The 24,178-nt window shown below is 41.5% G+C and carries 22 protein-coding genes; 15 read left to right on the forward strand and 7 right to left on the reverse strand.

Features of this window, described 5'->3' with window-relative positions; genetic code table 11:
• Window positions 1-31: 31 nt before the first annotated feature.
• Window positions 32-616, forward strand: coding sequence for a rhomboid family intramembrane serine protease (locus tag H3302_RS11005; RefSeq protein WP_065978581.1), 585 nt, complete (start codon window positions 32-34; stop codon window positions 614-616).
• A gap of 18 nt (window positions 617-634) precedes the next feature.
• Here H3302_RS11005 and H3302_RS11010 read toward each other — a convergent pair whose 3' ends face one another.
• Together H3302_RS11010 and H3302_RS11015 are read right to left on the reverse strand one after the other, a co-directional pair.
• Window positions 635-1,654, reverse strand: coding sequence for an endonuclease/exonuclease/phosphatase family protein (locus H3302_RS11010; RefSeq protein ID WP_036966891.1), 1,020 nt, complete (start codon window positions 1,652-1,654; stop codon window positions 635-637).
• Window positions 1,641-2,036, reverse strand: coding sequence for an STAS/SEC14 domain-containing protein (locus H3302_RS11015; protein WP_036966888.1), 396 nt, complete (start codon window positions 2,034-2,036; stop codon window positions 1,641-1,643). Before H3302_RS11015 ends, H3302_RS11010 begins: the two co-directional genes overlap by 14 nt.
• A 178-nt stretch (window positions 2,037-2,214) precedes the next feature.
• Between H3302_RS11015 and yghU the strand changes: the two genes are divergently transcribed.
• From yghU to H3302_RS11030, 3 genes are read left to right on the forward strand one after another with little or no spacing between them, the layout of a single operon-like run.
• A complete protein-coding gene (gene yghU, locus H3302_RS11020) occupies window positions 2,215-3,054 on the forward strand; it encodes a glutathione-dependent disulfide-bond oxidoreductase (protein ID WP_182395201.1) in 840 nt (279 codons plus the stop codon).
• A gap of 55 nt (window positions 3,055-3,109) precedes the next feature.
• Complete coding sequence (locus H3302_RS11025) at window positions 3,110-4,408, forward strand: MFS transporter (RefSeq protein ID WP_182395202.1); 1,299 nt, start codon at window positions 3,110-3,112, stop codon at window positions 4,406-4,408.
• A gap of 59 nt (window positions 4,409-4,467) precedes the next feature.
• Entirely contained in the window at window positions 4,468-4,851 is a 384-nt protein-coding gene (locus tag H3302_RS11030) for a hypothetical protein (RefSeq protein WP_036966879.1), read from the forward strand.
• A 26-nt stretch (window positions 4,852-4,877) separates the two neighbouring features.
• On the opposite strand, the gene H3302_RS11035 is transcribed toward H3302_RS11030, so the two are convergent.
• Window positions 4,878-6,803: a S9 family peptidase gene (locus H3302_RS11035; protein ID WP_182395204.1), complete on the reverse strand. Its 1,926-nt coding sequence runs from the start codon at window positions 6,801-6,803 to the stop codon at window positions 4,878-4,880.
• 185 nt (window positions 6,804-6,988) lie between these two features.
• Between H3302_RS11035 and H3302_RS11040 the strand changes: the two genes are divergently transcribed.
• The 4 genes from H3302_RS11040 to H3302_RS11055 all read left to right on the forward strand — a co-directional run bounded on the left by H3302_RS11040 (window position 6,989) and on the right by H3302_RS11055 (window position 10,773).
• Window positions 6,989-7,588: an FMN-dependent NADH-azoreductase gene (locus tag H3302_RS11040; RefSeq protein ID WP_036966872.1), complete on the forward strand. Its 600-nt coding sequence runs from the start codon at window positions 6,989-6,991 to the stop codon at window positions 7,586-7,588.
• A gap of 156 nt (window positions 7,589-7,744) precedes the next feature.
• Window positions 7,745-9,241 carry a cryptochrome/deoxyribodipyrimidine photo-lyase family protein gene (locus H3302_RS11045; protein WP_182395206.1) on the forward strand — a complete coding sequence of 499 codons (1,497 nt, stop codon included), beginning with the start codon at window positions 7,745-7,747 and terminating at the stop codon, window positions 9,239-9,241.
• Window positions 9,231-9,377, forward strand: coding sequence for a DUF2256 domain-containing protein (locus H3302_RS11050; RefSeq protein WP_074988977.1), 147 nt, complete (start codon window positions 9,231-9,233; stop codon window positions 9,375-9,377). The genes H3302_RS11045 and H3302_RS11050 overlap by 11 nt, the downstream gene beginning before the upstream one ends.
• Window positions 9,378-9,630: 253 nt before the next feature.
• A complete protein-coding gene (locus tag H3302_RS11055; RefSeq protein WP_036966867.1) occupies window positions 9,631-10,773 on the forward strand; it encodes a N(5)-(carboxyethyl)ornithine synthase in 1,143 nt (380 codons plus the stop codon).
• Window positions 10,774-10,854: 81 nt separating this feature from the next.
• On the opposite strand, the gene H3302_RS19925 is transcribed toward H3302_RS11055, so the two are convergent.
• Window positions 10,855-10,983, reverse strand: a complete 129-nt coding sequence (locus H3302_RS19925; protein ID WP_259369854.1) for a hypothetical protein — start codon at window positions 10,981-10,983, stop codon at window positions 10,855-10,857.
• A 31-nt stretch (window positions 10,984-11,014) separates the two neighbouring features.
• Here H3302_RS19925 and H3302_RS11060 point away from each other — a divergent pair, with 31 nt between their 5' ends.
• Entirely contained in the window at window positions 11,015-11,443 is a 429-nt protein-coding gene (locus H3302_RS11060) for an OsmC family protein (RefSeq protein ID WP_074988979.1), read from the forward strand.
• Window positions 11,444-11,494: 51 nt separating this feature from the next.
• On the opposite strand, the gene H3302_RS11065 is transcribed toward H3302_RS11060, so the two are convergent.
• Complete coding sequence (locus tag H3302_RS11065; RefSeq protein WP_230235588.1) at window positions 11,495-12,928, reverse strand: dipeptidase; 1,434 nt, start codon at window positions 12,926-12,928, stop codon at window positions 11,495-11,497.
• A 214-nt stretch (window positions 12,929-13,142) separates the two neighbouring features.
• Here H3302_RS11065 and H3302_RS11070 point away from each other — a divergent pair, with 214 nt between their 5' ends.
• Together H3302_RS11070 and H3302_RS11075 are read left to right on the forward strand one after the other, a co-directional pair.
• Window positions 13,143-13,283 carry a DUF2986 domain-containing protein gene (locus tag H3302_RS11070; RefSeq protein WP_074988980.1) on the forward strand — a complete coding sequence of 47 codons (141 nt, stop codon included), beginning with the start codon at window positions 13,143-13,145 and terminating at the stop codon, window positions 13,281-13,283.
• 231 nt (window positions 13,284-13,514) lie between these two features.
• Complete coding sequence (locus H3302_RS11075) at window positions 13,515-14,372, forward strand: GyrI-like domain-containing protein (protein ID WP_065978586.1); 858 nt, start codon at window positions 13,515-13,517, stop codon at window positions 14,370-14,372.
• A gap of 66 nt (window positions 14,373-14,438) precedes the next feature.
• Here the strand turns inward: H3302_RS11075 and H3302_RS11080 are convergent, their stop codons facing one another.
• Window positions 14,439-16,571 (reverse strand): TonB-dependent siderophore receptor, encoded by a 2,133-nt coding sequence (locus H3302_RS11080; RefSeq protein ID WP_182395209.1) that lies wholly within the window; start codon window positions 16,569-16,571, stop codon window positions 14,439-14,441.
• A 127-nt stretch (window positions 16,572-16,698) separates the two neighbouring features.
• Window positions 16,699-17,550 carry a universal stress protein gene (locus H3302_RS11085; protein WP_182395211.1) on the reverse strand — a complete coding sequence of 284 codons (852 nt, stop codon included), beginning with the start codon at window positions 17,548-17,550 and terminating at the stop codon, window positions 16,699-16,701.
• 250 nt (window positions 17,551-17,800) lie between these two features.
• On the opposite strand from H3302_RS11085, the gene H3302_RS11090 reads away from it, so the two are divergent.
• From H3302_RS11090 to H3302_RS11105, 4 genes are all read left to right on the forward strand, one after another.
• The gene (locus H3302_RS11090; protein WP_182395213.1) at window positions 17,801-18,991 is read left to right on the forward strand and encodes an MFS transporter; all 1,191 of its coding nucleotides are present in this window, start codon (window positions 17,801-17,803) and stop codon (window positions 18,989-18,991) included.
• A gap of 316 nt (window positions 18,992-19,307) precedes the next feature.
• Window positions 19,308-22,562, forward strand: a complete 3,255-nt coding sequence (locus tag H3302_RS11095; RefSeq protein WP_182395216.1) for a winged helix-turn-helix domain-containing protein — start codon at window positions 19,308-19,310, stop codon at window positions 22,560-22,562.
• Between the two features lie 17 nt (window positions 22,563-22,579).
• Window positions 22,580-22,957 carry a DP-EP family protein gene (locus tag H3302_RS11100; protein ID WP_065978591.1) on the forward strand — a complete coding sequence of 126 codons (378 nt, stop codon included), beginning with the start codon at window positions 22,580-22,582 and terminating at the stop codon, window positions 22,955-22,957.
• A 149-nt stretch (window positions 22,958-23,106) separates the two neighbouring features.
• Complete coding sequence (locus H3302_RS11105) at window positions 23,107-24,087, forward strand: GGDEF domain-containing protein (RefSeq protein WP_074988984.1); 981 nt, start codon at window positions 23,107-23,109, stop codon at window positions 24,085-24,087.
• Window positions 24,088-24,178: the final 91 nt, after the last annotated feature.

A 24,178-nucleotide genomic window follows, 5' to 3' on the forward strand; every position in this document is an offset into this window, starting at 1 on the left:
TTCAGTCGAATTGATTTAAGAGCCTTCAACCATGACTGAAAAATCAGCTACTAAACTTCCCCCTATCAGCAGTAAACGGTTCGCTATTCTGGGCATAATGCTACTGTGTCTTGTACTACAAATTATCAATACACTGCCCGGTATAAACCTTAATGGCTTAGGTATCTTGCCTCGCCAACTATCGGGCCTTTCAGGCATATTTTTTGCCCCCTTTTTACACGGTGGCTGGGCACACCTTTTTAGTAATTTAGTGCCCTTTGCGATTCTCGCATGGTTAGTATGTCAATACAGTGTAAAACGCTTTTGGCTGGTATTTGTCAGTACTGCATTGCTTGGAGGATTGTTAGTGTGGATATTTGGCCGCAGCAATATACATGTGGGCTTAAGTGGCGTAATTTATGGCTTGTGGGGCTACTTAATTTGCTATGGTATTATGCATCGCTCATTCAAAGCGATTCTCATCAGTATTGCTGTCGTCATACTTTATAGTGGCTTAATTTGGGGTGTATTCCCGCAGCGTATTCATATCTCGTTCGAAAGCCACTTGTTCGGCGCTATTAGCGGTGCATTTATCGGTTATCTCTTTGCAAAGCGAGACAAACAGCATCTTCGATAATTTTGAGGAGTTATGAATTTAACTCCTTAATGCTAATGTAACCATTACCACACCATGGTCGGTGCTTTGGTCGTCATAGGCAAATTGTGGATTGATTAAGTGCTGATCATAGGTGTGATAGTCAATGACTTCGTAGAAGCTACCTTGAAAGCCTGCATCAAATTCTCTAGAAAGCAAAATGTAATCAAACACCGAACTACTGCTACCAAAGTAATGGGTTGCCTCTCTCTCATTGTCCGTTACAACATGGCGTTGATAAAGTTGCCAACTATCTTGCAGCGCATACTTGGCGGTAAACGCCTTGCTATGTCGACTAGCGGTGAATCGCAATGAGTCAGTAATTAAATGGTTCAGCACGCCATCATGCAGTTCATTATTAAAATCTCCCATCACAATAACAGGATTGTCTGTCTGTGATCTGCGATTGATAATTTCAATTAATAATAACGCCGCTTCACTGCCCCTTTGTATGCTTGACGCCCAGCGCCCTGCTACTTGGTCTTTTAGCTGCAAAAGCAGATTTTGCTCCTCGGTTTTGCTGTTATCTTCAACGCTATTAAGCAGGCTACGCTTTGATTTAAAATGCACAACATAACAATCTACATAACCAATATGTGGCACATCTATCGTGGCGCGAATAATCCGACGACTGTAACAAAACTCCCCGACAAGCCCCATTTGCTGTGCATAGTGAGGGTCGGGTTCAACCTCAGTTAAAGCCATAATTTTATAGCGAGAAGCAATTGCAACAACCGGGTCTCGATATATAAACTCATCGATAACGCTCGGCTCATCAACCACCGCAAAGTGCGCATAGCCTGCATCGTTCACTTGCTGTTTTAATGCATCAATACTAAACACTTCTTGAAAGCCAATAATATCCGGTTGCTGATTGTGAAGATAATCAGCCAACCAACGCTGCTTCTTAGCCCATTGTTCAGCACTATAAATACGCTGAAAATCATAAAACGCATCGGGGGGCGCTAAATAATTGTATAAATTAAATGTCGCTACCTTTAATTGATTAGTTGCTGTCACTGATTACCTTTTCGTGCAACCATTCGGTTGCAATTATTGCATCTTCAAAATACTTCACTTCACCCGTTGTGAACCAATTACCCACTTTGCTGGCTACTTTTTGCCACTTTTTATTACCCAGTACCGCAACACGACAAAATTCCTTGTTGTGTTTCAGCCCTAATTTAAAGTCATCCCAAGCCGCTTGTAATTCCCACCCTTCCAGTTCTGTAATATCTACATATGCTCTAATTTTTGCGCGAGGCACTGCTTTAAGTGCATTATCCACTAAAGGGGTGAGCGTTTCGTAATCAGCGTGGGTAAGCTTACCAACGACTTTAAAAGTTAGGTAAAAGGTACTACCTATGCGCTCTAAACCAATGGCCAAACCGTGTTTTTTCATCTCATGCTCCTTAACAGTCGTCGACTTCGGTATTAAATTACTTTCAATTTAATTACTTAGGTACTTATTACACTCAGTAATAATGCTATTTTCTAACTCTACTTCCCTTGACTAGGTTGATCAACTAGGATGGTAATCTCGTAACAACATTCATTAAAGCACAATTTAGGGAGTTTCAATGAGTAATACCGACAGTTATACGCCACCTAAAGTGTGGCAATGGGACGCTGAAAATGGGGGAGAATGGGCTAAAACAAACCGTCCTGTAGCGGGTGCAACCCATGAACAAGACTTACCTGTTGGTAAGCATGCTTTGCAGCTGTACTCACTTGCGACACCAAACGGTCAAAAAGTGACAATTATGCTCGAAGAGCTATTAGAGCTTGGTATCGACGACGCTGATTATGATGCGTTCTTAATTAAAATAGCGGATGGCGATCAATTCTCTTCTGGCTTTGTTAGTGTCAACCCGAATTCAAAAATTCCAGCCTTAATGGATCATAGCACCACGCCAGTTACCCGCGTATTTGAATCGGGCGCTATTTTACAGTATTTAGCAGAAAAGTTTGATGCGCTTATTCCCAGCGACCATACCAGTAAAACAGAGTGCCGTAATTGGTTATTTTGGCAAATGGGTTCAGCACCCTACTTAGGCGGTGGTTTTGGCCATTTTTACAGTTATGCACCGTTTAAAATGCAATACCCTATTGACCGTTTCACCATGGAAGTAAAGCGCCAGTTAGATGTATTAAATCGTCACTTAAGTGATCATGATTACATGGCTGGTAGCGAATACTCCATTGCCGATATTGCTATTTGGCCATGGTACGGCAGTTTGGTACTGGGTTATTTATACGATGCTGCTGAGTTTTTAGATGTTGAGTCATACAGCCATGTATTACGCTGGGCAAAACAAATTGAACGTCGCCCTGCAGTTAAACGAGGTCGCCGTGTAAATCGTACGTGGGGTGATGAAGCTGAGCAACTTTTAGAACGCCACAGTAAGAACGATTTTTAACAGTGGGGCTGCTATGCAGCCCTTTGCTACATAAATTCCTCTATCCGATTCAAAGATGAAAAAGCTCAGTAAAGAAGACATCTATCAAAGACTCAGCAATACCGAAGACGCGCGCGCCTGCAAGGCCATTGATGAGGCCGCGTGTAAGGTTGTGCCAGGCAACTTTATTACCCTTTTAGTGAGTCAACTATTTAGTAAATTTGCCGATGCTCTGCTCAACCCAAAAGTAACCTTGCCTTGGTTATTACACAGCATTAATGTGCCCAGCAGCTTCATTGCGTGGCTGGTTCCTATTAGAGAGTCTGGCTCAATGTTGCCGCAACTTGCTATTGCCAACGTTATCCGCCAACTTAAAGTACGCAAGTGGGTGTGGGTTGTCGGCGCCATTGTGCAAGCATTATGCATTGTAGCAATGCTCATTACCGCATTAACCCTAACAGGAAGCAGTGCCGGGTATGCCATTCTCACTCTTTTAGTTGTGTTTAGCCTTGCTCGGGGCTTTAACTCTATCGCCGCTAAAGATGTACTTGGAAAAGTGATTCCCAAACAGCAACGTGGCAACATTAGTGGTCTTGCCGCCAGTTTTGCAGGCTTTGCGACACTTACGTTTGGTTTAGGCTTATGGTATTTACAAACGTTAGGCTACGAAAATGGTGTTTATGTTGCGTTGATGCTGGCAGCCCTCATGTGGATATTTGCTGCCCTGAGCTACAGTCGCATCAAAGAATATGAAGGAGCGACTGAAGGAGCTAAAAATGGTTTATTGCATGCGTTTAAGAAACTAAAGCTACTGTACGAAGATAAACAATTTGCCCACTTCATTGTTACGCGTGCTTTATTGCTTTGCTCTGCACTTAGCGCTCCTTTTTATATTGTTTTAGCCAGCGAACAGGCTTTTGATTTTTCTTTGCTTGCTACTTTTATGGCCCTTTCTGGGCTTGCGAGTCTCGTGTCAGCACCCATTTGGGGTAGGTTGAGTGACCTATCAAGTCGACGCGTTTTAATTTTTGCAGCCATGTTAGTCACTCTCAATGGCTTAGCCGTTTATTTAATCGCACACTTTAGCCCTGCAACCCTCCGTGAGTTTTGGCTTCTCCCGTTATGTTATTTTTTGCTCACTGTTGCTCATCAGGGAGTTCGTCTTGGTCGTAAAACGTACTTGGTAGATATGGCTGAAGGCAACAAACGAACCGATTATGTATCGGTGAGCAATACGGTGATCGGTCTTATATTATTGGTACTTGGGAGTGTTGGCTTATTAAATGCATATTTAAGCACCGCAGAGCTGATTCTATTTTACAGTGTGCTGGGTATTGCTGGTGCTATCAGTGCTTGGTTTTTACCTGATGCCTAGACCCCGCCTCAAAAAAAACGCATAATCATGCCGTTTTTATTACATAAAAAGGATTTATCATGAAAAAGCTCTGCTTAGTACTTGCGGCTACACTTGTTTTATCAGCGTGCAGTACAAGTGTACCTATTCGTAACTTCGACAGTAACCCTGTCCCACAAACCGCCAATAAAACACACACTGCTGACAGCGTTAAAACAAATATTCTCAAAGCATGTATGAAACTTGGCTGGACATGTCGCGCGAGCGAAGACGGTAAAATATTAGGAAAGCTTGATATTAGAAAGCACCAGCTGCGTGTTGATATTAACTACAACGCCACTGAGTACTCAATTGATTACAAAGACTCGATCAACTTAGATTATGATGGCGATAAAATTCACCGCCAATACATTAACTGGGTTTCAAACTTAGTCAGAAATATTGATGCAGAATTAGCTTATTAATAAAAAGGCGACCTAAGTCGCCTTTTTTAGTCGCTTTTTAAATGTTCATCAAAGAAATCTAAAAACGCTTTTAATGTTGTAATACGATAAGGCTGATGTGACAGATAATGATCTCCCTCTTCGAGTTCAATATACGTGACATTTTTTCCTTCATCGCTCAGCTCATCTTCCATTTCACGGCTATGATAAACAGGCACAACGTTATCGTCTGAACCATGCACGAGCAAAACTGGACGGTTAATTTGCTTTGCAAAATTAACCGGTGAGTATTTTGCCAACTCATCGTCGTCGGTACCAAATTGCTTACGCACAATTTCTTTATTTGTAAAGTAACGCGCTTTACTCACAATGCGTTCTAAATCGGTGACACCCGCAAAACTCGCGGCACATGTAAATGTTTCAGGATGCTTAACAACAGCCATCAACGCGGCGTAACCACCATAACTTGCACCGCCGATGCAAATTTTATCTTTATTAGCGATACCTTGTGAAACTAACCAAAGAGCGGCATCTTGCAAATCATCTTGCATTTTTTTACCAAACCCTTGCACTGCTGCCATTTCAAATTCATGGCCATACCCACTTGAGCCTCTAAAATTCGGTTGTAAAACGGCATACCCATTGTATGCAAGTAAAGCAGTCCAATAATCAAAACCTGAGTAGTCACGCGCCATAGGTCCCCCATGAGGGAATATAATTGTTGGTAACGTATCCCCTTCTTTATAGCCCACGGGCAAGGTTAAGTACCCTTCAATCGTTAAACCATCACGTGCCTTATAACTAATTTTTTCTTTCCCTGAATAAACACGGTCATCAATGTCTGGGTACGCGCTGGCGAACACGGTGAGTTCATTGGTGTCACGGTTACCAAGCATATATGTTCCCGTGCTTCCATCACCTGTCAGGTAAAGTACATATTGGCGCTGGTTTTCACTGGTATCGATTATATCAATATCAAACTTATCAGCCGGTAATACCGCACGCAGTGATGTATACAGCTTATTTAAATCGTCATCCCAATAACGGATCCCTTCTTCAATATTTGAATGAGTAAACCCTGCAACTTCGCCCGTCAGAGGAGAGTAAAAAATCCCTCCATCAAAGTCGTAATTATCATCACTAAAAACGAGCTCTTGCTTTTTCGTGGTTAAATCCATTTTAAATAATGCGTCATAGCCATTTTGAAGCGCTTTAAAATAGATAATATTGGGGTCTTTATCAAAGCCTAATATTGTCACACTCTCTTGGCTAAATGCTTTAAATTTGAATAATGAGCGGCGGTCTAATGAACCTTCGTCATACAGGAAATATTCAAATTCATCTTCATCCATTTTTCGAGCAATACGCACATTACCTTGACGGTCAGCTATCCAATCGGTCACTTTGCTGCGCTCGCGTTGAACTCTTTTCTTTCTCAGCGTGTTAAGATCGAGCTCATAGACTCCTGGTGTATTTGCTATTTCAAAGTCGCCTTGAATCAAGATTTTATCTTTTTTGTCAGGTAAAAAACTTATAACTTGATCAGCAAACTGGGGTTGGCGTTCATCACGTCCATAGTTAGGCTTAATGGCAAGCTTTGCTTTGCCTTTATCATTAATATTGTACGCATAAAGGCGAGTAGATGAATATTTAGGGCCGCCAATTTGACGTTGTATATAGCGTGCACCGAGAAGTAATACCTCATCGTTTGCCCACGTATACCAATCAAAGAAAATCGTATGATTATCAGCGCGAATAATGGGAACAGCTTCTTGTGTTTTGCGGTTATACACCATTAACACCAGCTCACCTTTTATATTACGAATAAAGGATAAGTGCGTGCCACTTGGTGACAATTTAACCTGGCTGGTAGCTCTTAATGAAGCAAATGATTCAACAGACAGTGACGGCTTTTCTTCTGCGCGAGCAGTCAAGCACAGTACTACAAAAATACTTAGCATTAAGTATTTCATATAAAAGTCCTTTTTTAAAATTGTTAAATGAGCATAACATTAAGCATTTAAAAAATGCGAACAGAAATTATAGCAGCGTTGCAACCGTTCTATTAAAGCGAACGTATCACTCAATTTTTACCATTATTATTTCATTCATACCCTCATTATAATCGTTACATCAATTCAGTTTCTTAGGTGACATGATGAAAAAAGTACTTGTGTTAAATTCATCTTTAAATGGTGAACAAGGTAATTCGACTAAACTTAGCCAGCTATTTGTTGAGCAACTATCAAGCAAACAACAAATTGCTGTCACCACTCGCGATTTAAGCAATGATGCTATTGCTCACTTAACGCAAACAGAAATGGCAGCATGGATGACTGACGCTAACGAACGTAGCGACGAGCAAAAAGCACTGGCGGCTATCTCTGACGAGTTAATTGCAGAACTTACTGATAACGAATTAATTGTTATTGGTATGCCTATGTATAACTTTGGTATTCCATCAACATTCAAAGCATGGATTGACCGTATCGCACGCGCTGGTATTACGTTTAAATACACAGAGCAAGGCGCTGTCGGTTTGCTTGAAAACAAAAAAGTCGTTGTACTCGCTGCTCGTGGCGGTATATATCAAGGCACCGACATGGATACACAAACTAAATACTTAAAAGATGTACTTGGTTTTGTGGGTATCTCAGATATTAACTTTATCTATGCCGAAGGCTTAGCAATGCCGGGAGCAGAGCAAAGCTTGCAAGCTGCAGAGCAACAAATTAGTTCATTTACAGATAACCTGTAAAAAATGGAGCGGCCACGATGACAGTGGCCGCTTTTACTTTTAGTAAAAGCCATTCAATCGTACGCCTCCTCATAATCAACTATTTCTCTCCTTGAATAATCATATCTGCGTTCTCATACGTATCAATCACGTGTTCAAGCAATTAACTATCAAGCTATGCCCACTGCAGGGAAACAAAAAATCAATATAGTATGGTTTAAACGTGATTTACGGCTTTCTGATCATGCACCACTCGCACAGGCCGCCGATTCACCTTTACCCTGTTTGCTTATCTATAATTTTGAGCCAATTTTGTTAGATGATCCTCATTATAGCCACCGTCACTGGCGATTTGTTTATCAGTCATTATGCGATCTCAATGCACAGCTAAAAAAACAACAAGCCGAAATTGCAATTTACAATCAAGACATGATCTCCTTGCTTAAATCTTTATCTAATGAGTTTGATATTAAGGCCATATACAGTCATCAAGAAATTGGCTTACTCAATACCTTTGAACGTGATAAAGCAGTGCATAAATGGCTCAAAGAAAAAGCTATTGTTTGGCATGAAACGCCCTTAGGCGCAGTCGTAAGGGCACGACCAGCACAATTTGATTGGCAGCAGCATTGGCAAACCGTGATGCAGCAACCTTTAATCACGCCTAACTGGCATTCTTTTAATGCTATTTTACCTTCGGGCTACAGTGCTTGCGAGCATGTAAAACAGTATCAAACAAATGATGAGCAGTTTCAGCACGGAGGACCCCACGCAGCCAGAGCCGTATTAAAAAGCTTTATAGAGACAAGAGCTCAGAGCTATCAACAAGGTATTTCGAGCCCATCAAAAAGCAAAGAGTCGTGCTCACGTCTTTCACCCTATTTAGCATGGGGAAACTTAAGCCTTCGTCAAGTGTATCAAACTCTCAGATACTACTTACCCAAACGCCCTTCGAGTTGGCGCCGTTCGCTGCATGCATTCGAATCACGATTGCATTGGCACTGTCATTTTATGCAAAAGTTTGAAACTCAATGCAGCATGGAGTTCGCACCGCAAAATCCTGCGTATCAACACTACCCCTATCGAAATGACGACAAGGTTAGCGAGCACCTATCACGGTTTGAACACGGCAACACAGGCATCCCGCTTATTGACGCCTGTATGCGATGTCTTGCAGCTACAGGCTATATTAACTTTAGAATGCGGGCGATGTTAGTCAGCTTTATGACCCATCATTTAAATATTCACTGGCATTGTGTCAGTCTTATATTGTCGCGCTACTTTTTAGATTTTGAGCCCGGGATTCACTATCCTCAAATACAAATGCAAGCCTCTGTCACTGGCACTAATACGATTCGACTGTACAACCCCATAAAACAATCTGAAGATAAAGACGCAGACGGCATATTTATTAAAACATGGTGCCCAGAGCTTAGTAATTTACCCATCGAATATATCCACCAGCCATGGCAACAGCCACCAATGGAAGCGTTATTTAATAATTTTAAATTGGGTGAAGATTACCCTGAGCCCATGGTTGATTTAACGCAAGCAGCAAAGGAAGCCCGCGAAAGGTTGTGGGCGTTTAGAGAGCGTGATGATGTAAAACATGGTGCCAGAGCGGTACTCAAAAAGCACATCCTCAGTTTACAAAGGCAGCACAATGGCACATAAAAAAGTGAACTTACCGACAAAAATATGCCCTGTATGCCAGCGCCCTTTTGCATGGCGTAAAAAATGGCAACGAGACTGGCAACACGTTAAATACTGCTCAGAACGTTGTAAATACACTAAAAACAAAGCGGAATAAAACAATTTAAAAGGAGGCTTAAAGCTCACAAAGCAAACAGTTATCCTGTTATACTCACGGTGTGCGCACACTACAGCACAACCAACGTGTTACTCATAGCACGTTAAAATCCTGATTTATCACTGCTTAACATTCAGCACTTATTAACACCTTTTACTATGCATCACTTTACAGCGTAGGCTTTCGCTTGCCTGTGAGTCCTTTTCGAGTTTATTAACACATGCGTTAATGAACATATAATCAAGGTTGTAGCATGAATAAATTAAAGATCGGCGTCATTGGCACTTCACGCAAAACAGATGAACGACGTTACCCTATTCACCCAGAGCACTTAAAACGGATTCCTGAAGAACACAGAAAGCAGCTTATTTTTGAACAAGGCTACGGAAAAGACTTTAATATAACAGATGATGAAATCGCAGCGCTTACAGGTGGTATCGCCTCTCGCAGCGCACTTTTAAAAGACCTTGGTACAGTGATTATCGCTAAACCCGTTCTTGCCGATTTAAACGAATTAAAAGAAGGCGGGACTCTGTGGGGGTATGCTCACTGTGTTCAACAACGCGATATTACCCAAGCAGCATTAGATAGAAAATTAACCTTAATAGCCTTTGAAGATATGTTTGTTTGGTCACCAAATGGGCATGCGGGTCGTCACACTTTTTATAAAAACAACGAAATGGCTGGTTACTGCGCCGTTATCCATGCATTGCAATTAAAAGGGGTTGACGGTCATTACGGAAATCAACGCAAAACCGTTATTTTTAGTTTTGGTGCTGTTAGTCGTGGGGCAATTTATGCGTTACAAGCTCATGGTTTTAGAGACATTACAATTTGTATTCAACGCCCTGATCATGAAGTTCGTGAAGAGGTTTTAAACTGTCATTACGTTAAAGTACGTCAAGGCTCTGAGGGAGAAGCCCGAATGATGGTCGTAGAACACGACGGAACACACAGACCCTTAATCGACCTCATTAGTGAAGCCGATATTATTGTTAATGGCACTTTTCAAGAAACAGCGAACCCAGTGCATTTTGTGATTGAGTCAGAGGCTGACTGCCTTAAACCGAATAGCTTAATTATAGATGTAAGTTGCGATGAAGGTATGGGGTTCTTTTTTGCTAAACCCACGTCATTTGCCGAACCAATGTTTCGTTATAAAACCATTGATTATTACGCTGTTGACCACACGCCTAGCTATTTATGGGAAAGTGCAACACGTTCAATCTCTGCTGCGTTAATTGTTTATCTACCCAGCGTGTTAGCGGGAAGAGCGCAATGGCAAAAAGATGAAACAATTCGACGCGCCATCAATATTGAAAACGGAATAGTAAAAAATAAGGCTATTTTGTCATTCCAAAACCGCCAGTTAACATCGCCCTATCAGGTCCTCTAAATTTACAAAATAAATCGACGTTATTTTTATGTGGTGTTAATTGCCCCAACTTAAGTTGAACGCAAACAGCAAAATAACGTCTTACCAATCAGCTAACGCCATACTAACTTGTTCATAGCGAACGGCTTGTGCACAGTCACCTTGGCCTTTAAGTTGCAACGTATCGTGTAAGTGACACTTTTTTTGGCGAAAACCATGAAAGCATTTCACACTCGCCGAAATAATTACAAAGGAGATGACTATGACGATTAAAAAAACCGCACATTCAAGCTGGTCTGGCGACATTAAATCAGGTAAAGGAAGTATTAGTACCCAAAGCGGTGCTTTAGATAAACAACCGTATGGGTTTAATACCCGCTTTGAGGGCAAGGCTGGTACGAACCCCGAAGAATTAGTTGCAGCAGCACACAGTGGTTGCTTCAGTATGGCACTGTCGCTGGCATTAACAGAAGCAGGGTATACTGCCGATGACATTACAACCAAAGCCACCGTCAGTCTTGATGAAGTCGATGATGGTTTTGAGGTCAGCCACATCGCTCTTGAGGTAACAGCAAAAATAGCTGATATCTCTGAAGAGACGTTTAACGAGCTGTGCCAGCAAACTAAACAAGGTTGCCCTATATCAAAACTCATGAATGCAGAAATTTCCCTTAGCCAAAAATTAAATTAACTAAACAAAAACGCCACTTCATTGAAGTGGCGTTTTTACGTTTGCAAATGATTACATATTTCCGAGCTTTATCATCATCGCGGTGTACATTTTTAAATTCAGCGCTAATTGCTGTTCAGTAATAAACTCATGTTCTGAGTGACCCGTGTATTTTTTACCTGGCATTGATGGCCCAAACGATACAGCATTATCAAACAGCTTTGCATTTGTGCCCCCGCCAATCGACACAAACCCCGCGTCTTCATCACCCGTAAAGTGCTTAAAAATATCCAATAAAGCTTGTGCATGCGGTGCGCTGTCTAACAGCATAGGCGTGCCAATAACAATATCAGTGTCTTTTAATGTCACGTTATTACGTGTTTGCCACGCAGTCAGCGCATTATTAATTTGCTGCTTTAATACGTCTTCTTGCTTTCCGACAGGGCGACGCATATTAACCGACAGCTTAATTTCATTCCCATCACGTGATAACAATGTTGGCGACACAGTCATAGGCCCCATAAAATCATGTTGATAAGCAATTTCACCAAACTGAGCGCCATATAAGTCAAGGCCAATTAACTGGTTAATAAACTCGATTGCTTGACCGTCGCTGTTGTTTTCAAGGTCTAGTCCTTTAAATATTTCAGCAAGATGCGCTATGGCATTTTCGCCCGACTCCGGCTCAGACGAGTGAGCTGAGGTCCCTTTTACTTGCACCAATAAACCTTCTTCTTGTTCTTTTATCGCCACTTTCACGTTTTTAAGTTTACCAACGTTATCGTGTAATTTTGCCACAGTCGCGGCATCCGCATTATGCACTAACACACTGGCATCTTCTGGTATTTGACTTACAAAAGCACCGCCTTTTAAATCAGTGACATATAAGCCTGTTTGCGCTGAAGTGGCTGAAAATGTTGGCGCAATTAAACTCCAGCCTTTTTCTGCCACTACGACCGGATACGACGCATCAATCGTCACCGCATACTTAGGTTGCTGGTAGGTTTTCATAAACTCTTTAAGTGGCGCCCAATCCGACTCTTCAGCAAGGTATACCATCAGTTCAATACGGTTATTTAGAGTAACCCCTTTATCTTTAATGGCTTTCATTGCATGGAGTGCTGTGGCAATTGCGCCTTTATCATCCTCAGTACCACGGGCAATCAGCTTTCCAGGTTCAGAGGTTTTATCCATTTTAAACGGGCTTTGTTGCCATTTACTGGCATCAGCAGGTTGAACATCCCCGTGCGTAACAATCGTTACTTTCTCAGCTTGGTTGCCCATGCCTATTAATACTGTGTAGCCTAAATCTTGATAATCAAAACCAAACTGCGCCGCTTTCATTTTTAAAAATGATTTAAAGCCAATAAAGTCTGGATTATCGGGCGTAGCTAGGCCCTCTTTATTGACCGTTGGATACGAAACTAGATTTTCGAGGGTATGAATTTGTGCTTGTTGATAGCGCTCGACCGCATAGTTAGCCAGTTGTTCACTTTGTTCAGCGATGGCAGCCTGACCAGAAAAGGCACTAAATAAGAATGCAGCAAGTAATGAATGTTTCAAGATAAGCTCCAGAGTTTTAGAAGGTTTTCGCAAGTAGACCTTGATTGTAACGGTTATAATCGCGACATGATATCTCTTGTGCGACGAAAACTGCTCGGCTTCTGAGCAATTGCTCTGTACAATACTGACTGGCCTATCCCATAACTTACAAAGTACCATGAACCGTAGAAAAAAGATCTTCACTAAACTGAAACAAAAAGACAAACGCGCCAATGCTAAATTACACAAAAGCAGTAAGCCTGCGTATGTTTCAAAAGCTGAGCGTGAAAAACTAGCGCAACAAGAAAATGAGATGTAGCCGCGATTTTACATCACATAATTTTTTAGCATAAACCTGGGGCACATCTCATCCCCGCTATTTTTAGGTCGTGCTTTAGCGCGTCTTTATTTTGCCCTAAAGCAACACCTGCTAGCACGCTACCTATTTACTCAATATCAATTAAACTCAAAATGCGCAATTTCAATCAGGTAACCATTTAAGGGTCATGACACACTTAACACACTTCTGAATAAGCATTAACGAGTCATCATGAAAACGAAGCAACAACAACGTATTGAGCATGTTTGTGATTATATTAGTCAGCATCTCAATGACTCTTTATCACTCGACACCTTGAGTGATGTAGCCTGTTGTTCAAAATATCATTTTCACCGTTTATTTGCCGCTTCAGTGGGAGTCAGTGTGACTAAGTACACGCAACTTGCTCGCTTAAAACGTGCATCATTTCGACTAGCATTTGAGCATCAAGTCAAAGTGATTGATATTGCACTCGAAGCACAGTTTGATAGCCCAGAGGCATTTAGCCGCGCCTTTAAACGCACTTTTACACAGTCTCCTAGTGAATTCAGAAGCAAACCAAACTGGCCTAACTGGCACTCTCAGTTTGAATTTTCTTTACCTGATAAAAAGGACTGTTTTATGAATGTAAACATTGTCGACTTAAAAGCCCAGCCCGTTGCTTTATTAACCCATCAAGGCGCTGCAAATACCCTTATGAATACCGCCGCACATTTTATTGATTGGCGAAAAAGCTCAGGATTATCACCGGTTAAAACCAGCAACACCTATGGTATTCCATACAGTGACCCTGCAACAACTGAAGATCATGCCTTTCGTTTTGACTTTGCCGGCAGCATTACAAAGCCAATTCCTGATAACCCACAAGGAGTCAGAAATGGCGAGATCCCAGCGGGACGCTGTGCCGTAGTGCGCCATAATGGTTCACACGATACGATTAGCGATACAGTGTATTATTTATACCGCGAGTGGCTACCACAAAGTGGTGAAGAAGTGCGTGATTTTCCGTGTTTCTTTCATTACCTCAATTTAATTCATGAGGTGGATGAATGTGATTTGCAAACTGATATTTATTTGCCGATTAAGTGACACGAAGCGTGTAAGCAGGTTGTAGGCGCGATTTGACATCGCGCCTACAAATACAAAACCCCTTGCCTAAAACCGATAACTGATACTGGCATTATAGGAGCGACCTTGTCCTGCTAGCTGCTCAAAGCCAGTGCGTATATCGTGCTTATAATTAGCAATATTCACTCCGCCAAGTGGCTGCTGATAATACGCATCAAGTAAGTTGGTAATTGCTAACTTAAAGGTTAAATTTTGCCATGTTTTTTTACTTGAGATAGCTAATAAATTGTAGCTATCGGTTTGATTTTCTAATCGGCGCTCATCCACCTTGTCTTTACTGTCAACCCATTGCCAACTCAGGGTACTTTCCCAGCCTTTGTATGCGTGTTCAAGGCTTAGCTCTGTGTGCCATGGCATAATTTGGTATAAATCTTCGTGGCTGTCATCGCGCTCGCCATAATTGCTGGTAAACGCTCCTTTTAACTGCCATTTACCTGCTTGCTTCGAATTATACAGCTCAATAAGGCCTGCTAATTTTAGCCCATACAACGTCGCATCTAAATTAGTAAAAGTAAGAATATGTCGCTTGGTATGAGCACTGTCAGTGCGGTTAAAGCTTTGCGTCACTTCAGCATCAATATAGTCATTTACCTGCGTGTACCAGGCATTCGCCGTTATTTGCCAGCTATCATCTTTTGCCAGCTTAGTGTAGCTAGCGCTTAGCGTATGAGCGGTTTCGGCTTTTAAATCAGGATTACCAATGTAGCCATTACCATCACCAAACCAGCCAATCATGGTACTTGCCATAGTGCCAACACCCCAGCTGTAACGCTCATATAAATTAGGGGCTCGGTTTTTACGAGCAAAACCAAATTGCAGCTCATCATTGCGACTTATTTGGTAGCGTGCAAGCAGACTAATATCAACTAAAGTATCGTCACGTTTGCGATCCCGCTGATTAAATTCCATCGCAGCCTGTGCATCGGTTTTTGACATGTCCATCATTGAGTTCATATGACCCACACCGCCCATAGCCCCTTTGTTATAGGCTTGTACGTCGCCTGTATTTGTTGTTACCTGTTCAATACGCATGCCTGCCGACAGCCACCATGCTTGATTAACTTGACTTTCATACTCTGCGAATGCACCCAGACGATTACGTTTACCATCATTAATATTTACGTATTCGTTCGGCCCCATCATCATTGACCCTTCAACAGCAGGCCACCAATCATCGATACGATAACTGTAATATTCGTGCCCAAACAAAAGTGACGATTCTGCAGATAAGTCTAAACGCCAGTGCAACTGATAACTGTAGTCTTGTGCGTCGGTATTCATAGGCATCATGCCGGGTTTCTCTGTACTAAAAAAACCCATTTTGTGTTTTACATCATGCGCATTCACTTGCACCTGCAAATCACCATTTTCAAGCTCTCGTTTATACTGAGCAACTAAGCCATAGCTGGTGTTATCGGTCATATCCATGTATTGATTTGGAAAACCCTGATAGGGAATTTTTTGATGACTAAATTTTACTATAACCTGCTGTTTATCATCACGAATAGCACCTGTTAATGCATGATTTTGCACACGATATAACGTGTCGAGTACACGCTCCCCATGACCATCGTTATAACTGTTAGCCTCTTCAAAGCTGCCTTGATAAGACACGCTTACATTGTTGCTCGCAATACCCATACCTAGCCCATAGGCTTGGCTGTCGCTAACGCTTTTATATTGTGCGGTGGTATAACCTGAGCGCCAAGTGAGCTGTTCCGAATCGCTAAACTCGGGCGCAATAGTATTCACACGAATAACCCCGGCAATATTATCGCCCCCGCTGCTAACCGGTGATACCCCCGCAACAACACTGTACGATGTTACTTGATTAGCAGAGACATAGGACAAGGGTGGGTTCATTTGATTAGCGCACGCCGCAGTGACATCCGCACCATCCACTAATACTTTAACCCTGTCTCCCATCATGCCATTTAATACAGGTAAGCTTGATACACCACCCGCCGCTGAAAAATCAACGCCTAAATCAGATAACAGTGAATCGGCAGAGCCAAGCAATTGATGACTATTTTGGGCATGACCTTGCACTTCGATCACTTCAATCGAATCATCAGCAACAGCAGAGACACTTAAAATAGCGCAAATCAATGCAGCAACTTTAGTAACTAAAAAACGAGGGGGAGTTAAATGCGTGTTCATAAGTCTATAAAACAAAAAGTTAATTTATAAACCGATTATAAAACGCATTAATTTGGCTGAACACGTGACATATTGTCGCACCCGCTGCGCAGTCAAAACTTACAGAATACAAAAAATACGTAAAATACTAGCGTAATACCACCAACGGAATACGGCTATCTTCAAGCATTTTTAATGTGGTGCTGCCCAAAAAGAATTGTCGCCATTTAGAGTGACCAAATGCCCCCATCACCATAAGATCAACGGCATGGTCGCTTTTGTAACGCCATAACGCCTCATATACATCGCCATCGAGCATGCGTGCTCTCACATTAAACCCATGCTCTGCTAAGCGTGCCGATGCGGTGTCCAGCTTATCTTGACAATGACCATCATGCTTATCGACCATGACTAAATGACAACCTAAGCCTTTTAAAATCCCCCCTTTAATAATTTGGCTTATTGCTTGGTCAGTACTGTCACTGCCATCGTAAGCCAGCATAAAATTAGTGGGAGCATGAAACTGCGGCGGCACAATTGCCACAGGAGTATGAACTTGACGAATTAAGGTTTCGATATGCGACCCTAGCATCTTAAAATTATCACCGTGTCCTTTTCCTGCACGGCCAATAATCATTACTCTGGCACTGTCTTCATGTGTCAGTAACGCATCGACTAAACTCATTGAAAGCTGTTGTTTTTCAACAGCGGTCAGCCCTGCATGCTCAGCTTTCTTTACAGCTTCCTCTAACAGTAAATGGCCATGTTGAGAAGCGACTTTATTGCGCTCTTGTTCAAGTTTGGCAAGCTGTTCAAGTAATGATGTTTGCGAACCTAAGCCAATAATCGCCGTTAGGTCATCACTACCCTGTTGCAAAGGAGGCTCTAGCGCATGTAAAAAACGTATGGGGTGCGAAGTACGTTTGGCTATCCAAATAGCAGCCTCTGTCACTGCACTGGTGATAGTTGAACCATCAATACAGGCGAATATCTTTTCCATTGCCACTCCCTCCAAAGCCAAGTCTATATACACAGTATAGTTGGGATTTATATTTGTATTTATTTTGAAATGCTCAGCCTTAAGAAGTTCAACTTTATTCGTTATAGCTAACTAATATAGAACGTTCCAAAAAGTGCTGGTTTACTCTATTTTATTTGTATTACAATAGCGCATCGCACCTCTTATCATCAGAACGCAACATGGTTCTGGCATTTTCTATTTCTCTTAAAACATGTTTTAAAGGAGTTACATGACTAACGTCACCAAAACTCAAGGCCGCGAAAGCACCTTTACAATCTTAATCGTATTAGCCTTAGGAACATTTATTCTTGGCCTCTCTGAGTTTTCAATGATGCCAATGCTGCCGCTTATTAGCGAAACATTTTCATCAACTCCGGCACAAAGTGGGTATGCCATTAGCGCCTATGCTATTGGTGTGGTGGTGGGTGCGCCACTTTTTATGATCACCACAGCCAATATGCGAAAACGTAATGCCCTACTTCTGTTTGTTACTATGATGTTTTTATTCAATGGCTTAAGTGCTTTTTCACATTCTCTTGATCAATTGATTTTATTTCGCTTTTTAAGTGGCTTGCCCCATGGAGCCTATTTTGCCGCCGCTATTTTACTGGCCGCCGACATTGCCCCTGCCGACAAACGTGCCAGCTTTATGTCAAAAGTATTTATGGGCTTAACCGTGGCGACCATCGTGGGTGTACCAATGGTGACGTTAGTGGGACAGAACTTTAGTTGGCGCTATTGTTTAGCTGGCACCGCAGTGCTTGCTCTTGTTGCTTTAGTGCTAATTGTAAAATACGTACCAAACGTTAAGAACTCATCACCCACTTCAATTCTAGATGAATTAAGTGTGCTGAAAAACAAGCTAGTATGGACTATTTTAGGCATCATTATTATTGGTTTTGGCGGCGTATTTTGTGTTTACACTTACATTGCCGACACTATTTTAATTGTGACTCATACGCCCGCTTACACGATATCAATCGCTATGATCATGTTTGGTATTGGCTGCACCTTAGGCAACTATGTGTTAGGAAAGGCAGCCGACCATTCACCACTAAAAACCACAGGGGCAGCACTTATAGGTGCCGTCGTATTTGCAGCAAGTTATGTCAGTGCCAGCCACAATATTTGGCTACTTTATACGGTGATTTTCTTTATTGGTTTTAGTGTTGGTTTGGGTACTGTTATTCAATCACTATTAATGGATGTATCACCACAAGGCCATGCCATGATAGGTGCACTCGTACAATGCGCATTTAATACAGCCAATGCCATTGGCCCTTGGCTTGGTGGTATGGCCATTGCCCAAGGTGCATTGCCCAGTCAAACGGGTTATGTCTCGGCAGCCCTCTTTTTAGGCGGCTTTATGATGTGGTCATTAAGCGCAATACAAATGAAAAAAATACGCGTTGAAAGTTAACCAGTTAGTCAAATTTGTAGCCGCGATTTCATATCGCGTAGAAGGAGTGGCGTTTAACCAAGAATGGCTTACCATTCGGCGTTAAAACGCCTCCTTCAACTTGCTACTCTCTTTTTATTGATCCCGTAATACCTCTTCGATTCTTACGTTAAATACACTTTATAAAAACGTATATACACTCGATATGTTGACTTTTTTGTTTCAAAAAAGGCAACACACTTGCCGTCAATCTCATAATATAGTATTAATCAAGAGTGTGCGTGGCATGAACAAAATCGGTCCAGGCGATTAATTTTAATAAAAAGAAGATAACACTATGAGTACGGCGCTGTTTTTCGTTGGTGAGTGGCAAGTTACCCCCAGCACAAATTCAATACGACGTGGCGAGCAAGTAAAACACATCGAACCAAAAGCAATGGATGTATTATTGCTGCTATGCGAAAAACAAGGTGAACTGTTAACCAGCGATGAAATTATCAATCACTGTTGGCCAAATGTAGCGCTTGGCGATAACCCGCTACATAAAGTCATCACGCAGCTACGCAAAGCATTTGACGATAAAGCAAGTAACCCGCAGTACATCGAGACCATTCGTAAACGCGGTTACCGCGTTATTGCCGAAATCAACTTTGTGCTCAACGAAGAACAAAAAGCCAGCCAAACCAGTTGGCAAGGTGACTCACCTTTTGTTGGCTTAAGTGCGTTTGCACCTGAGCAAGCCGATGTGTTTTTTGGCCGTAACAAACAAATTGCCACCTTGTTACAGCGAGTGTCAGCTCAAATTGAGTTTGGTCGCGCATTTTGCTTAATTTTAGGCGCCAGTGGTTCAGGTAAATCGTCGTTAGTTAACGCAGGTGTATTGCCCGCTTTAATGTCGAGTAATGGCTACGATGGCATTAGAGTACACAGTTACTGCCAACTCGACTTTGCCGATGTCAGCAAAGAGCGCTTACTGCTTGATTTAGCCTCAACCTTGCTCGATTTAGAAATAAACGACGCACCTGTACTTCGCGATATAAGCGCCGATACACTGGCTGAATTGTTATTAACAGATCCAGAACAGGTTATTACCCGCTGTAAAGCAGCCCTTGCAACGCTAAATACAGAGCACACTACGCCCTATTTATTTTTATTTATCGACAGGCTCGAAGTGCTATTGTCATCACCGGTATTTAGCGACGACGAGCGCAGTCAGTTTTTAAAACTCATAGAATGCTTAGCGACAAGTGACTGCATGATCATTTTTAGTGCCTGTCGTAATGACTTTTACCCGCAAGTAGTGAGCCAACCAAGTTTAATGGCGGGCAAAGCCAATGGCGCACACTTTGACTTATTAGCGCCAACGCGCTCAGAGCTTAAGCAAATGATCCGTTTGCCAGCACTGGCAGCAGGCTTAAGTTGGCAACATCACCCAGAGCATCACACACCGCTTGATGAACAACTTTGTAACGACACCGCCAATAACCCTGATGCACTGCCGATGCTGCAATACACGTTGCAACAGCTTTACTTGCAGCGCAGCCCAGACAACGAACTGCTGTTTACTGAATACCAAGCCCTAGGCACCATCGAAGGAGCCATCGGTCAAAAAGCCGAACAGGTATTTTGCCAATTACCCAAAGACCAACAAGCAGAACTTGCCGCAGTCCTTTCAAAGCTGATCACGCTAAACCCAGATGGCGAAACACTCACCAGCCGCGCTGCTCGCTGGAGCGAATTAACCAGCCCAGCTGCAACCAAACTTGTTCAGGCTATGGTCGACAGCCGCTTGTTTGTATCGCACCTTAAAAATGAGCAAGCCTGCTTTAGTCTTGCCCACGAAGCGTTGCTGCGCCATTGGCAACGCGCTATCGATTGGGTGCAAGAACACCAACAAAGCTTAGCAATTCAAAGCCGCGTGCAAATAGCTACCGAGCGTTGGCTGCTTGAACAAAAACATAGCGACTTTTTATTAGCCCAAGGCAAACCGCTGCAAGAAGCACACAGCCTAGTTAAAAACCCTATGTTTAGCTTATCAAGCGACGAACAAGCGTTAATTAAAGCTTCTAACAATAAAGCCAAACGTAAAAAACGCGTATTACAAATAACGGTGGCTGCACTTGTTTGCTTAACCTTTATTGCTACATTTATGAGCGTGCGCAGCTACCATGCAGAGCAAGTAGCAAAACAAAAACGCCAAGAAGCTGAGAGTTTATTGGGTTTTATGGTCGGTGAATTTGCCGACAAACTCAGAAGCGTTAAGCGTATGGATTTACTGGATGGTATTAGCAATAAGGCTCTTGAATATTTTTCCAATCAAGACGAAGAAGCTGCCTCGTTGTTTGACTTTAGCGATAAACAAGCTCAGTTTAATAACCGCTTTCAATACGCTCAAACCTTAGAGGCCATGGGCGAAGTCGCCTATTCGCGCGGCAAAACCGACGAAGCCTTCACCGCCTTTGAAAATGCGCGAACGCGCCTAGAATCTTTACTAAAAATTCAACCCAACAACCTTGATGTTTTAATGCTTGCAGGGGCCAATGCTTTCTGGCTTGGTAACTTAACTTATGAGCAAAGTAATTACCTAGCTACTGAACCAATGTTTAAACGTTACTTGGCTTACAGCGAAAAAATGTATCAGCTTGCCCCTAATGACTTTAATTCGATTATGGAGCTATCTTACTCACACAATTCACTGGGTTCACTGTATTTAAAGCAGTTTAATTACGCACTCGCAAAGCAGAGCTTTACTGAGTCTTTAAAACTTAAAAACCAAGCCCTTGAGCTAAAACCTAATAACAAAAATTTATTACGCGATAAAACAGACACCATAAGTTGGATTGCAACCACAGAAGAAAGGCTAGGTAATTTAAACGCAGCTCTCGAACTGCTTGAACAAGCCACTCAAGAACTAGTCAACATGCTTGAAACGTCACCGAATGATGCAAGCTTACATAATTATTTAGCAAACACTTATATGCAACAAAGCTTTTTATTGAGCTACTTCCCAAATAAGAGAGCGGCATTTTTAAAAGCAGAAAAAGCAACTAATGCGATTAATAGAGCTAGGATCCAAGATCCAAAAAATCAAAAGTTTCAACGCACTTTTTATAGAACGCTTGCATATCAATTAATGCTATTAGATAAAAGTAAAACAAGTGACAGAGTACCAGAAGTTTTAAGTTACATTGATGAACAGGGATTTTCAGATACGACTTTAATAAACGTTCAAATAGGTGTTATTCATTATTTAATAAATCGAAACCTTTTAAATGAAGCTGAAGAACTACTATTAAAACTAGAAAGCAACTCAGATTTTATTGAGAGAATATCTGACACTAGCAAAATAGAAAACAACTCTGCACTAATAAAAGCTAATTTAATTAAAGCAAAGCTCGCTAAAGACAAAATATCAAAACAACAAGCATGCCAAGAAACTATTAATACAATCGAAGAAAACAATAATGGTAGTAAAAGCATTAAAATGACCTACCCCCTAATTCAAGCATATACTTGCTTAAATAAAGAAAGTGAAATCAATACACTAAAAAACAAACTGATTGAGTTAGGTATCACTAACTTTGAACTATAAAAATTAAAGGGAAAAACATGAGCGAAAATCAAACTTACAATTTTACAGTGAATGTTTCACTTAACACTGAAAATGAAGCTGTATTTACATACTTCCAAGACGGTCAGCAAGTTTCTGGTGGCGGTACTGTTAACCAAAGAAACAGCCTAGGTATCTATACATTAGATGAAGCAACGAGTGCAGCAGGATTTGTATTTACAGGTGCTAACTTTTCAAATATTGAGGGCGAATGTGCGCAAGACTTTAGCCACTCTGTTACTGATAATGGCCAAACGATTCAGATTTCAGATTCTGATGAGAATAGCGGTAAAGCATGTATGGTTTTCACTGTAGAGTGCAATGGCATAAGTTATGAAAGTGCCGATCCGCAAGTAAACAATGAAAAAGAAAACTAAACAACACCCACATAAGGCTCCATCAAGGAGCCTTTTACTACTTATAAACAATAACTTAAAACCAGAAGATTACCGGAAGGTTAATTTGCACTTTTTTAAGTAACTTTATAGACACCAAAATCGTTTGCATCGGCAAAAAGGAAACGAACGTGTCTACTAACAAAAATGAACAACCAAGCACTGCTAAATCAGAAGTGAAAAATGCACTGTCGCAGTCTATCAATTCAGAGCAACTTGCACTAATTGTACAAATGTTTCAGAACATTCCTGAGGGAGTGTTTATCATTAATGGTCAAGGCACGTTTGAATTTGCAAACCCGATGGCGGCACAACTTTTAGGTGACAACCAAGAAGCGTTAATCGGTCAAAACCTGTTACATTACCTACACGACACCGACCGTGACAAATACATGTATACCCTACTCAGTTGGTTAGACCATAAAGACTCGCCCATTAGCCTTGGGCCAAACGAAGTTAAAATTAACCGTGCCGATAGTAAAACCCTTGAAGCGGATTTATGTATTTCAAGCTTGCCAAAAAATATAGCTATTGCAGAAAACTTATTTATTTGTGTATTACATGATTTATCATCACACAAAGAGCAATATAATCGCTTAGTTAAACAAGCCACCACTGACCATTTAACCGGTCTTGCAAACCGCCTTACATTAGAAGAGTCATTAAAAAAACATTGGCAAGAAAGCGTACAAACTAATCAAGCGATTAGCACTATATTAATCGACATTGATTATTTTAAATTATTTAATGACCGATTCGGTCATGTTAAAGGCGATAAATGCTTACAAAAAGTCGCGAGTATAATTGCCGAATCATTGCCTTCTCGCGATTGTTTAGCTGCGCGTTATGGTGGCGAAGAATTCGCCATTATATTACCTCGCTGCCAAAAAGACACCGCAGAGGCCATCGCTAAACATATTCAAATTAAAATAAATAATACGCTATTTACCGACATTGGTTTACCGAGCGACTTTAGAATAAGTGTAAGCCAAGGTATTGCATGTGAATATAATAATCAATATCGCACATCAGAAGCGCTAATTTGTGCAGCCGACACCGCGTTATATCGAGCAAAGACAGAAGGCAGAAATAAAATCAGCACGAGCCTATAAACACTTAATTAACAAACCAAAAACCTAATTAACAAGTCGTATTAGTTACGCATATACTATACTTTAATATTATTTGTTTGTTCCCACTTTG

Origin of the sequence: Pseudoalteromonas sp. MT33b, assembly GCF_014117385.1 — a bacterium.
GTDB classification, from domain to species: domain Bacteria; phylum Pseudomonadota; class Gammaproteobacteria; order Enterobacterales; family Alteromonadaceae; genus Pseudoalteromonas; species Pseudoalteromonas lipolytica.